We start from the raw sequence: 10,719 nt of genomic DNA, 5'->3' as shown, positions 1-10,719 counted from the left end.
CTCCGAGCCCGCCCCCGTGCCGTCCTCCGCCCCCGCCCGCGCCCCCGCGCGCAGCCCCTCCGACGTGTAGCGCCCGCTCGGCAGTGACTGCTCCACCAGCCGCAGCAGGACCGGAGCCACCTCCTCCGGCGCCGGCAGCCCCGTCATGTCCTCGCCCGGCTCCGCCGCCGCCATCATCCGCGTCCGCATCGAGCCCGGGTCCGCCCACCACACCCGCAGCGCCGGCTCCTCCAGCGCCAGCACCGCCGACATCAGATCCCCGGCCGCCTTGGTCGCCCCGTACGCACCCCACGTCTCGTACGCCACCACCGCCGCGTCCGAGCTGATGTTCAGCACCCCGCCCGGCCCGCCCGCCTCCGCCGAGGCCCGCAGCAGCGGCAGCCCCTCCTGGACCAGCCCCAGCGGCCCCACCGCATTGACCTCGAACGCCTCACGCAACCCGTCCAGCGAGTGGACCGCCAGCGGCACCAGCGGCTCCGCCCCCAGCACTCCCGCGTTGTTCACCAGCAGGTCCAGCCCGCCCAGCCCCCCGGCCGCCGCCACCAGCGCCGCCCGGTGCGCCGCCGAGGACACGTCCCCGGCCACCGGCACCACCCGGACCCCCGCCCGCGTCAGCTCACGCGCCGCCGTCTCAAGCGCCTCCGCGCCGCGCGCGCTCAGCACCAGGTCCCAGCCGCGTGCCGCCAGCTCCCCGGCCAGCGCCCGGCCCAGCCCCCGTGAAGCCCCTGTCACCATCGCCACCGACATGACCGCACCCTTGTTCTTCCGTCGCTCGTGCCCGGCTCCGCTGTCCTCATGAGCGGATGCCCCCAACCTAGGAAGCCGGCCGCCCCCGCCGCCTCGGCCGCGGGCACCACTCCCACCGGTCCCTTCGCCCTAAGCCTCCGGCCCGATCCCGCAGGTCAGAGCCGCCGGTACGGTGAAGCCATGAGCAACGGACCCCGTACCGGACTGGCCGCGATCAGCACCGCGCTGCTCGCCATGAGCCGCCGGCTGGAGGTCCGCGACGTGCTGCGGACGATCGTCGCCTCGGCCCGGGAGCTCCTGGACGCCGAGTACGCGGCCCTGGGCGTCCCGGACGACCACGGCGGCTTCGCCCAGTTCGTCGTGGACGGCATCACCGAGGAGCAGTGGCGCCGGATCGGCCCGCTGCCCCGCCAGCACGGCGTCCTCGCCGCGATGCTCCACCAGGACGGCCCCGAGCGGCTGGCCGACGTACGCAAGGACCCGCGGTTCGGGGGCTGGCCACCCGCCCACCCCGAGATGTCCGACTTCCTCGGTCTGCCCATCCGGGACGGCGAGGAGATCCTCGGCGCCCTCTTCCTTGCCAACAAGCGCGGCCTCGCCGACAAGCGCGGCGCACCGGGCGGCAGACAGGGCTTCACCGACGAGGACGAGGAACTCCTCTCCCTCCTCGCCCAGCACGCGGCCATCGCCCTCACCAACGCCAGGCTCTACGAGCGCAGCCGCGAGCTCACCATCGCCGAGGAGCGGTCCCGGCTGGCCCACGAGCTGCACGACGCCGTCAGCCAGAAGCTCTTCTCGCTGCGCCTCACGGCCCAGGCCGCCGCCGCCCTCGTGGACCGCGACCCGGCCCGGGCCAAGGGCGAGCTCCACCAGGTCGCCGCCCTCGCCGCGGAGGCCGCCGACGAACTCCGTGCCGCGGTGACCGAGCTCCGCCCGGCCGCGCTCGACGAGGACGGCCTGGTGGCGACCCTGCGCAACCACGTCCGCGTCCTGGACCGCGCGCACACCGCGCACGTCACGTTCACCTGTGACGGCGTACGGGCCCTCCCCGCGACCCAGGAGGAGGCGCTGCTCCGAGTGGCCCAGGAGGCCCTCCACAACGCGCTGCGCCACTCGGGCGCCGACCGGGTCGAGGTCACGCTGACCCGCCGGGCCGCCGGAGCGGTCCTCACCGTCACGGACAACGGCAGCGGCTTCTCCCCTTCCACGGTCCGTCGAGCGGGCCGCCACCTCGGCCTGGTATCCATGCGGGACCGCGCGAGCGGAGTCGGTGGCCGGCTCGGCGTGCACTCGGAGCCCGGTACGGGCACCACGATCGAGATGGAGGTCCCCGGTGGCTGACACACCCGGCAGCATCCGAGTACTGCTGGTCGACGACCACCAGGTGGTCCGGCGCGGCCTGCGCACCTTCCTGGAGGTCCAGGACGACATCGAGGTGGTCGGCGAGGCCTCCGATGGCGAGGAGGGCGTGGCCCGAGCCGAGGAACTGCGCCCCGACGTGATCCTGATGGACGTCAAGATGCCGGGCACTGACGGCATCGAGGCCCTGCGCAGGCTGCGCGAGCTGGCGAACCCGGCACGTGTCCTGATCGTCACGAGCTTCACGGAACAGCGGACGGTGGTCCCGGCCCTGCGTGCGGGCGCGGCGGGCTACGTCTACAAGGACATCGACCCCGACGCCCTGGCCGGCGCCATCCGCTCCGTCCACGCCGGCCACGTCCTCCTCCAGCCGGAAGTGGCGGTGGCCCTGCTCTCCCAGGACGACCAGACCCCGTCGTCGAGCCGCGGCGGCTCGCTGACGGACCGCGAACGCGAGGTCCTGTCGCACATAGCGGACGGCCGCTCCAACCGGGAGATCGCCCGCGCGCTGGTCCTGTCCGAGAAGACGGTCAAGACGCACGTCTCGAACATCCTGATGAAGCTGGACCTCTCCGACCGCACCCAGGCGGCGCTGTGGGCGGTCAGACACGGCATCACGGACTGATTGCCCGCCCGAAGCGGAGTACTGCTCTGATCCGAGATTCATACGGTCGGGTGTATGTAGCCCACATGGCGTATCCGGATCGCCGGAGCGACCGTTCTCCATGCATGCCGCGGCGGCTGGCCGCGGCGGACGTACTGGAGGACGAAGAACGTGAAGAACATCAAGAAGGCCGCTGCCGTCACCATGATCGCGGGAGGCCTCCTTGCCGCCGGCGCCGGCGTCTCCTCGGCGCACGGCGGTGCGTCGGCGGAGGGCGAGGCCCTGAACTCGCCCGGCGTGGCCTCCGGGAACCTGATCCAGGCCCCCGTCCACGTCCCCGTGAACGTGGTGGGCAACACGGTCACCGTGATCGGCCTGCTGAACGGCGCCTGGGGCAACAGCGGCATCAACGCCTGACGCCCCCTGGCACACCAGGCACCACCGCGGCCCCGCTTCCCCCTCTCCCCAGGAAGCGGGGCCGCGGCACGACCCAGCCCCGCCGGCGTTTGAGGCGTGGGGGTCCCCCCGGACGGAGTCTGGGGGAGGGTCCGGGGGCGGAGCCCCGAAGGCCCGGGCGCAGCCCGGGGCCGCTCGCGCAGCGGCGCGGAAACCCAGCCCCGCCGGCGCTTGAGGCGCGGGGGGCCGGGCACGACGCCCCCCGGCGCCCGTCGGGGTCAGCCCCGCTCGCGCTCCTCAACGGCCGAGTTGTACGCCGCGACCAGCGCCCGCCGGGCAACCCGCTCCACCGGCCGCAACGCCTCCGCCCGCGCCGCCATCTCCGAGGCGGCCACCGCACCCCCGTGCCCGTGCTCATACGCCAGCGACACCAGCAGGTCCACCCGCTGCGCCAGCGACAGCACCCGTGCCGCCCGCGCCGGATAGCCGGGCGCCAGCACCTCGCGTCCCGCCCCCGACCCCGCCTCGGCCCGCGCCCGGTACGCCGACAGCGCCGCCTCCGCGACCGGCCCCGACCCCGCCACGTCCAGCCGGGTCAGCACCACGGTCGCCTCGCGCAGCGCCTCCGCCAGCTCCCGCTCCGCCTCGCCGAGCGACGGCACGTCCGCCGGCGGTGCCTCCCGTACCGGCAGGCAGTGCCACACCACCTCCACATGGACATCCCCCGCCGGCCCGGCCTCGGAGACCTCCGGCACCAGCCCCAGCGCCGCCCCCACCGCGACCACCGCCTCCTCGGCCTCCAGCGCCCGCGCGTTGAATTCCGGCGGCCCGCTCAGCCCCAGCGGATGCCCCGGCGCCGGCAACGCGACCCGGAGCCCCGTCACCCCCAGCGCCCGCATCCGCCCGAGTGCGAGCGTGAGGCCGACCGGACCCGATTCCCCCGGCAGCCCCGCCACCCGGTGCACGGCGTCCTCGCCCACGATCGACAACACGGCCTCGTCGGGCGAGACCAGACCGGCCAGCAGCGCGTTCCCCCAGGCGGCCAGCCGCCCTGAACGTGGTTCGAAAAGCATCCCCCTACTTTACGGAGCCCCCCATAAAGCCCTCCGCACCCGGCCTGACGCCCGGACCCCGCCGGGAGTGGCGTAGGTTTTCCCCTGGGGCTGCGCCTACAGGCGCACTGACGCAACCGAGACTGCAAGGGGAGACAACACGCTCATGAGCGATGTTCTGGAGCTGGTGGACGTATCCGTGGTCCGCGAGGGCCGGGCTCTGGTGGACCAGGTCTCCTGGTCGGTGAAGGAGGGGGAGCGCTGGGTGATCCTCGGCCCCAACGGCGCCGGCAAGACCACGCTGCTGAACCTCGCCTCCAGCTACCTGTTCCCCACCAAGGGCGACGCCGTCATCCTCGGCAGCACCCTCGGCAAGGTCGACGTGTTCGAGCTGCGCCCCCGCATCGGCATGGCCGGCATCGCGATGGCCGACAAGCTTCCCAAGCGCCAGACCGTCCTGCAGACCGTCCTCACCGCCGCCTACGGAATGACGGCGACCTGGCAGGAGGAGTACGAGGACGTCGACGAGCAGCGCGCCCGCGCCTTCCTCGACCGCCTCGGCATGACCGAGTACCTCGACCGGAAGTTCGGCACCCTCTCCGAGGGCGAGCGCAAGCGCACCCTGATCGCCCGCGCCCTGATGACCGACCCGGAGCTGCTGCTCCTCGACGAGCCCGCCGCCGGCCTGGACCTCGGCGGCCGCGAGGACCTCGTGCGCCGCCTCGGCCGCCTCGCCCGCGACCCGCTCGCGCCCTCCATGGTCATGGTCACGCACCACGTCGAGGAGATCGCCCCCGGCTTCACCCACGTGCTGATGATCCGCCAGGGCAAGGTCATCACCGCGGGCCCGATCGACCTCGAACTGACGTCGCGGAACCTCTCGCTCTGCTTCGGCCTCCCGCTGGTCGTCGAGCGCAACGACCACGACCGCTGGACCGCCCAGGGCCTCCCGCTGCGTTAGATACGAGCGCACGCGCGACCGCACGCGCCGCCACCCGCGCACCCGCACCCTGTCCGGACCGCGCCCCCCGACCTACCATGACCACGTGGACATCGACGCATGGGTGTGGTGGCTGATCGGCGCGGTCGGACTGGGCATCCCCCTCGTCCTGACCGCGATGCCGGAGTTCGGCATGTTCGCCGTGGGCGCGGTGGCGGCGGCCGTCACGGCGGCGCTCGGCGGGGGAGTGGTGGCGCAGGTCCTGGTCTTCGTGATCGTGTCGATCGCGCTCATCGCCGTCGTCCGGCCGATCGCGAACCGGCACCGCGACCAGCGACCCCAGCACCGAAGCGGCATCGACGCGTTGAGGGGCAGGAGCGCCGTCGTGCTCGAACGCGTCGACGGCAGCGGAGGCCGCATCAAGCTCGCGGGCGAGATCTGGTCCGCCCGCACCCTCGACGCCGACAGCAGCTTCGAACCAGGCCAGTCCGTCGATGTCGTGGAGATCGACGGAGCGACCGCGGTCGTCATGTGAGAAAGCAGCCGACTCGCGGCCCCGGGGTCTGCGAGACTCCGATCAACGGGGCAGCACAGACAGCCGGAAGGGCACGGGGAACCGCATGCAACCGATCATCATCGTCCTGATCATTCTGGTGGTTCTGGTCTTCATCGCACTGGTCAAGACGATCCAGGTGATCCCGCAGGCCAGCGCCGCCATCGTCGAGCGGTTCGGCCGCTACACCCGCACCCTCAACGCGGGCCTCAACATCGTCGTCCCGTTCATCGACTCGATCCGCAACCGGATCGACCTCCGCGAACAGGTCGTCCCCTTCCCGCCGCAGCCCGTCATCACCCAGGACAACCTGGTCGTCAACATCGACACCGTCATCTACTACCAGGTGACCGACGCCCGCGCCGCGACGTACGAAGTGGCCAGCTACATCCAGGCCATCGAGCAGCTCACCGTCACCACGCTGCGCAACATCATCGGCGGCATGGACCTGGAGCGGACCCTCACCTCCCGCGAGGAGATCAACGCGGCCCTGCGCGGAGTCCTCGACGAGGCCACCGGCAAGTGGGGCATCCGCGTCAACCGCGTCGAGCTCAAGGCCATCGAGCCGCCGACCTCCATCCAGGACTCGATGGAGAAGCAGATGCGCGCCGACCGCGACAAGCGCGCCGCGATCCTCCAGGCCGAAGGTGTCCGCCAGTCCGAGATCCTGCGTGCCGAGGGTGAGAAGCAGTCCTCCATCCTGCGCGCGGAAGGTGACGCCAAGGCCGCCGCCCTGCGCGCCGAGGGCGAGGCCCAGGCCATCCGCACGGTCTTCGAGTCCATCCACGCCGGCGACGCCGACCAGAAGCTCCTCGCATACCAGTACCTCCAGATGCTCCCGAAGATCGCCGAAGGCGACGCCAACAAGCTCTGGATCGTGCCCAGCGAAATCGGCGACGCCCTCAAGGGCCTCTCCGGCGCCATGGGCAACTTCGGCCCCATGGGCGGCGGTTCGGGCTTCAACCCGGCGAACGCCGGCAAGGACGGCGCAAGCGCGGCGGACAAGGCCGCCGCGGACCGCCGCGAACAGCCCCCCATCGACTGACACCGCCCACCGGCCCGCACCCCGTCGACCGCGCGGCCCATCCCCTCCTGCATGATCAGTGAGGCCCCCCGACCTTCATGGCGGGGAGGCGACTCACTCATGCGAAGGGGATGGCGCAGTCCATGTCCATCTGGGAATCACTCGCGGTCTTCGCCGCCGGCATCGGCGCCGGCACCATCAACACCATCGTCGGCTCCGGCACCCTGATCACCTTCCCGGTGCTGCTCGCGACCGGCCTGCCGCCCGTCACCGCCAACGTGTCCAACACCCTTGGCCTGGTGCCCGGTTCCATCAGCGGAGCCATCGGCTACCGCAAGGAGCTCCAGGGCCAGCGCGGCCGCATCATCCGGCTCGGCGTGGTCTGCCTCATCGGCGGACTCGCGGGCGCCGTCCTGCTCCTCACCCTGCCCTCCGACTCCTTCGACACGATCGTGCCCGTCCTCATCGGACTGGCCCTCGTGCTCGTCGTCGTCCAGCCCAAGCTCGCCAAGGCCCTGCGCGAGCGCCAGGAAGCCGCCGGAGGCGACACGGGACACCCCGACGGCGGCCCCGTCCTGCTCGGCGGCATGCTGCTCTCCAGCGCCTACGGAGGCTACTTCGGCGCCGCCCAGGGCGTGCTCTACATCGGCCTCATGGGCCTGCTGCTCCGCGAGGACCTGCAACGGATCAACGCCGTCAAGAACGTCCTCGCCGCACTGGTGAACGGCATCGCGGCCGTCTTCTTCCTCTTCGTCGCGGAGTTCGACTGGACGGCCGTCCTCCTCATCGCGGTCGGCTCCACCATCGGCGGCCAGATCGGCGCCAAGGTCGGCCGCCGCCTCCCGCCGACCGCGCTGCGCGCGGTCATCGTGGTGGTCGGAATCCTCGCGATCGTCCAGCTAGTGCTCCGCTGAGCGACGTAACAAAGCTACGCCGCCCAACAGAGCCGGCCACGCACACCACTACGCCGAGCGCTCCAGCCACTCCGGCAGCGCCTCCCGCCCGCCCACCCGCAGGGCAAGCAGCATGGCGTCCCCCGGCGACGGTACGAAGGGCCTCCGGAGAAGCGGCATCCCCGCCTCCTCCGGAGTCCGGGCCGCCTTGCGGTGGTTGTCCTCGGCGCAGGAGGCCACCGTGTTCAGCCAGGTGTCCCCACCCCCCTGAGCCCGCGGAAGCACGTGGTCCACGGTCGTCGCGCGTTTACCGCAGTACGCGCACCGGTGCTGGTCCCTGACCAGCACCCCCCTCCGTGACCAGGGAGCATGTCTTCGAAAGGGCACCCGCACGTACCTGCACAGCCTGATCACCCGCGGCATCGGAAGATCCATGGTGGCCGCGCGCACACGCAGCTCGGGGTGCGACTGTTCGACGACGGCCTTGTCCTGAAGAACCAGAACCACAGCCCGGTTCAGCGTCACCGTCGACAGCGGCTCGAAGCTCGCATTCAGCACCAGCGTGTCCCGCATCTCGCCCACCTCCCGTGTGCAGGCCCGCGACCACCCTGGCGGCAAGACCCGCAACCACTCTGGCCGCGCGCGCCACGCGGGACAACGCAATAAAAATGCCCGGTCCTGGCCGTCTTTAGACCAGGACCGGGCAAACGCCCGGGGAACGATCAGCCCGCGGGAGTCCCGTACTCGCCGATCAGCTGAGCACGGCCCAACGTGTGGAACCGCAGATTGAACCCGACGGCGGCCGGCGACGCGTCCGCGCCGGGACCCAGCTTCTCCTTGTCCACCGCATACACGGTGAACACGTACCGGTGCCGCTCGCCGGGCGGCGGAGCCGCCCCGCCGAAGTCCTTCGTGCCGTAGTCGTTCCGCACGTGCACGGCCCCGGCCGGCAGCCCCTCGAACTTCCCGCTGCCCGCCCCGGCCGGCAGCTCGGTGACCGAGGCCGGCAGATCGAAGAGCCCCCAGTGCCAGAACCCGCTGCCCGTCGGCGCGTCCGGGTCGAAGCACGTCACGGCGAAGCTCTTGGTCCCTTCCGGGAAGCCCTCCCACCGCAGGTGCGGCGAGATGTTCCCACCCGACAGGACCTGAGCGTCACCCAGCTCCGCCCCGGGTTCCAGATCCGCACTCACCACGGAGAAAGCGTGCACCTCCGGGTGGAAATCGTGCGGAAGCGGCGCCCTGTTCTGCTCGGCCACTGCTGAACCTCCTGATCGCGAACCAGTACCGCCCCCGAGCCTAAAACCGCTCAGAACCAGTTGCGCTGCGAACCGACCGAAGCGATCCACTGGTTCAAGTAGCCGGCCCAGTCCGTGCCCTGGTACGACTGCAGACCCACCTGGAAGCAGCGGTACGTGTCGCTGCCCTCGCTGAACAGCCCCGGCTTCTTGTCCATCTCCAGCACGACGTCCATCTCGTGGCCGTCCGTGACGAAGGTCAGCTCCACCTGGTTCAGCCCGCGGTACTGCGACGGCGGCAGGAACTCGATCTCCTGGTAGAACGGAAGCGTCTGCCGCGTCCCGCGGATGTGGCCCCGCTCCATGTCCGCGCTGCGGAAGGAGAAGCCCAGCTGGCGGAAGGCGTCCAGGATCGCCTGCTGCGCCGGCACCGGGTGCACGTTGATCGGGTCGAGGTCACCGGCGTCCACCGCACGCGCGATCTCCAGCTCGGTGCTCACCCCGATGTTCATCCCGCGCAGGTGCTGACCACCGAAGTGGGTGATCGGCGTCTCCCACGGGATCTCCAGCCCGAACGGCACCACATGCAGCGCGCCCGGCTGCACCTGGAACGCACCGCCGAGGCGCTGCTTGGTGAAGACGATGTCCTGCTTGTACTCCTCCTCACCGCCTTCCACCTCGACGCGCGCCTGAAGACCGACGGACAGCCCCTCGATCTGCTGCTCCACGGATCCGCCCTGAATCCGGACCTCGCCCTGGACGATCCCGCCCGGTACGACGTTCGGCTCGGTGATGACCGTGTCCACCGAAGCACCACCGGCACCCAGCGCCGCGAACAGCTTCCTGAACCCCATGCTCTGACTCCCCTTATAAGGCTCGTGCGACTACCTCTTACACACGCGGAACCTTAGGCCCCGGTTGCGGGCTTGCGCGTTCCACTACGCTCGACCGGATGAGCGCGCGCCCCGACCGTACGCCCCTGCCCCGGTCCTTCTTCGACCGGCCGGTCCTCACCGTGGCCCCCGACCTGCTGGGCCGCACCCTGGTGCGCCGTACGCCGGACGGCCTCCTGGAACTGCGCATCACAGAGGTGGAGGCGTACGAGGGGGAGGCCGACCCGGGCTCCCACGCCTACCGCGGCCGCACCCCGCGCAACGCGTCGATGTTCGGCCCGCCCGGACACGCGTACGTCTACTTCATCTACGGGATGTGGTTCAGCCTCAACGTGGTGTGCGGCCCGCCGGGCCACGCGAGCGGTGTCCTGCTGCGCTCGGGGGAGGTGACGGTGGGCGCCGACCTGGCCCGCAAACGTCGACTTTCAGCCAGAGTGGACCGAGAACTGGCCAAGGGTCCCGCACGCCTGGCCGCGGCCATGGACATCGACCGTTCCCTCGACGGCACGGACCTCTGCGGCGGCCCCGATTCCCCCTTGTCCCTCCTTACGGGCACCCCCACCCCGTCCGACCTGGTGAGCAACGGCCCCCGCACGGGCATCAGCGGCGCCGGCGCCGCCCACCCCTACCGCTACTGGCTCACCGACGACCCGACGGTGAGCCCGTACCGCGCCCATGCGCCACGCCGCCGCTCAACTTGACTCGGCTCTGACGGACGCCTAACGTAGCCCGAGCCGCTTGAACGGGGCACTGCTGTGCAGACCCCCAGAGCGGCCAACCCACTACCTACGACTTACCCCCTGGCGGGGTCGTATTCGGCATGCCCGAATTCGATTTCCGACGGCCGATTATGAGCCGCAAGGGATAAGCGCTAATGTGGTGGAGCGCCGAAAGGCAAAGACCCCCAACGGTCACCGAATTCAAATCCAAGCCAAAACGGCAACGGAAATGATCTGGTAGAGTTGGAAATGAAGGAAGCGCCCGGAGGGCCCGGAAACGGGAACAAAGGAAGCGTCCGTTCCT

At 71.2% G+C, this 10,719-nt stretch carries 13 protein-coding genes; 8 read left to right on the top strand and 5 right to left on the bottom strand.

The features are described from left to right. Window positions 1-747, bottom strand: a 747-nt coding sequence (locus tag J7I97_RS33405; RefSeq protein ID WP_214942827.1) for an SDR family NAD(P)-dependent oxidoreductase, incomplete at its 3' end; no start/stop codon positions are given. Between the two features lie 180 nt (window positions 748-927). On the opposite strand from J7I97_RS33405, the gene J7I97_RS33400 reads away from it, so the two are divergent. The 3 genes from J7I97_RS33400 (at window position 928) to J7I97_RS33390 (ending at window position 3,127) form a co-directional block, all read left to right on the top strand. Beyond that, complete coding sequence (locus tag J7I97_RS33400; protein WP_214942824.1) at window positions 928-2,088, top strand: GAF domain-containing sensor histidine kinase; 1,161 nt, start codon at window positions 928-930, stop codon at window positions 2,086-2,088. Further along, window positions 2,081-2,731, top strand: coding sequence for a response regulator transcription factor (locus J7I97_RS33395; RefSeq protein ID WP_214942821.1), 651 nt, complete (start codon window positions 2,081-2,083; stop codon window positions 2,729-2,731). Before J7I97_RS33400 ends, J7I97_RS33395 begins: the two co-directional genes overlap by 8 nt. A gap of 150 nt (window positions 2,732-2,881) precedes the next feature. Beyond that, entirely contained in the window at window positions 2,882-3,127 is a 246-nt protein-coding gene (locus tag J7I97_RS33390) for a chaplin (RefSeq protein ID WP_214942818.1), read from the top strand. A gap of 257 nt (window positions 3,128-3,384) precedes the next feature. On the opposite strand, the gene J7I97_RS33385 is transcribed toward J7I97_RS33390, so the two are convergent. Further along, on the bottom strand, window positions 3,385-4,179 hold the full coding sequence (locus J7I97_RS33385) for a hypothetical protein (protein ID WP_214942815.1): 795 nt from the start codon (window positions 4,177-4,179) through the stop codon (window positions 3,385-3,387). 145 nt (window positions 4,180-4,324) lie between these two features. Between J7I97_RS33385 and J7I97_RS33380 the strand changes: the two genes are divergently transcribed. The 4 genes from J7I97_RS33380 to J7I97_RS33365 all read left to right on the top strand — a co-directional run bounded on the left by J7I97_RS33380 (window position 4,325) and on the right by J7I97_RS33365 (window position 7,589). Continuing rightward, entirely contained in the window at window positions 4,325-5,119 is a 795-nt protein-coding gene (locus J7I97_RS33380; RefSeq protein WP_214942812.1) for an ABC transporter ATP-binding protein, read from the top strand. Between the two features lie 85 nt (window positions 5,120-5,204). After that, window positions 5,205-5,633, top strand: a complete 429-nt coding sequence (locus J7I97_RS33375; protein WP_214942809.1) for an NfeD family protein — start codon at window positions 5,205-5,207, stop codon at window positions 5,631-5,633. Between the two features lie 85 nt (window positions 5,634-5,718). Then, window positions 5,719-6,696 carry an SPFH domain-containing protein gene (locus J7I97_RS33370; RefSeq protein ID WP_214942806.1) on the top strand — a complete coding sequence of 326 codons (978 nt, stop codon included), beginning with the start codon at window positions 5,719-5,721 and terminating at the stop codon, window positions 6,694-6,696. Between the two features lie 122 nt (window positions 6,697-6,818). Beyond that, window positions 6,819-7,589 (top strand): sulfite exporter TauE/SafE family protein, encoded by a 771-nt coding sequence (locus J7I97_RS33365; RefSeq protein WP_214942803.1) that lies wholly within the window; start codon window positions 6,819-6,821, stop codon window positions 7,587-7,589. Between the two features lie 48 nt (window positions 7,590-7,637). Here J7I97_RS33365 and J7I97_RS33360 read toward each other — a convergent pair whose 3' ends face one another. The 3 genes from J7I97_RS33360 to J7I97_RS33350 form a co-directional block, all read right to left on the bottom strand. Next, entirely contained in the window at window positions 7,638-8,141 is a 504-nt protein-coding gene (locus tag J7I97_RS33360) for an HNH endonuclease (RefSeq protein ID WP_214942801.1), read from the bottom strand. A 149-nt stretch (window positions 8,142-8,290) separates the two neighbouring features. Next, entirely contained in the window at window positions 8,291-8,824 is a 534-nt protein-coding gene (locus J7I97_RS33355; RefSeq protein ID WP_214942798.1) for a YbhB/YbcL family Raf kinase inhibitor-like protein, read from the bottom strand. Window positions 8,825-8,874: 50 nt separating this feature from the next. After that, on the bottom strand, window positions 8,875-9,657 hold the full coding sequence (locus J7I97_RS33350; protein ID WP_214942795.1) for a sporulation protein: 783 nt from the start codon (window positions 9,655-9,657) through the stop codon (window positions 8,875-8,877). 98 nt (window positions 9,658-9,755) lie between these two features. Between J7I97_RS33350 and J7I97_RS33345 the strand changes: the two genes are divergently transcribed. Continuing rightward, on the top strand, window positions 9,756-10,397 hold the full coding sequence (locus J7I97_RS33345) for a DNA-3-methyladenine glycosylase (RefSeq protein ID WP_214942792.1): 642 nt from the start codon (window positions 9,756-9,758) through the stop codon (window positions 10,395-10,397). The last annotated feature ends 322 nt before the right edge of the window (window positions 10,398-10,719 follow it).

It is taken from the genome of Streptomyces sp. ISL-87, from assembly GCF_018614095.1.
Taxonomy (GTDB): Bacteria; Actinomycetota; Actinomycetes; order Streptomycetales; family Streptomycetaceae; genus Streptomyces.
This window is presented reverse-complemented; position numbering and strand designations above follow the sequence as displayed.

What these genes read in the sequence shown, in the direction of transcription:
- J7I97_RS33400 (WP_214942824.1), top strand. Translation starts at nt 928, where the DNA reads ATGAGCAACGGACCCCGTACCGGACTGGCCGCGATCAGCACCGCGCTG.
- J7I97_RS33385 (WP_214942815.1), bottom strand. Translation starts at nt 4,179, where the DNA reads ATGCTTTTCGAACCACGTTCAGGGCGGCTGGCCGCCTGGGGGAACGCG.
- J7I97_RS33380 (WP_214942812.1), top strand. Translation starts at nt 4,325, where the DNA reads ATGAGCGATGTTCTGGAGCTGGTGGACGTATCCGTGGTCCGCGAGGGC.
- J7I97_RS33370 (WP_214942806.1), top strand. Translation starts at nt 5,719, where the DNA reads ATGCAACCGATCATCATCGTCCTGATCATTCTGGTGGTTCTGGTCTTC.
- J7I97_RS33365 (WP_214942803.1), top strand. Translation starts at nt 6,819, where the DNA reads ATGTCCATCTGGGAATCACTCGCGGTCTTCGCCGCCGGCATCGGCGCC.
- J7I97_RS33360 (WP_214942801.1), bottom strand. Translation starts at nt 8,141, where the DNA reads ATGCGGGACACGCTGGTGCTGAATGCGAGCTTCGAGCCGCTGTCGACG.
- J7I97_RS33350 (WP_214942795.1), bottom strand. Translation starts at nt 9,657, where the DNA reads ATGGGGTTCAGGAAGCTGTTCGCGGCGCTGGGTGCCGGTGGTGCTTCG.
- J7I97_RS33345 (WP_214942792.1), top strand. Translation starts at nt 9,756, where the DNA reads ATGAGCGCGCGCCCCGACCGTACGCCCCTGCCCCGGTCCTTCTTCGAC.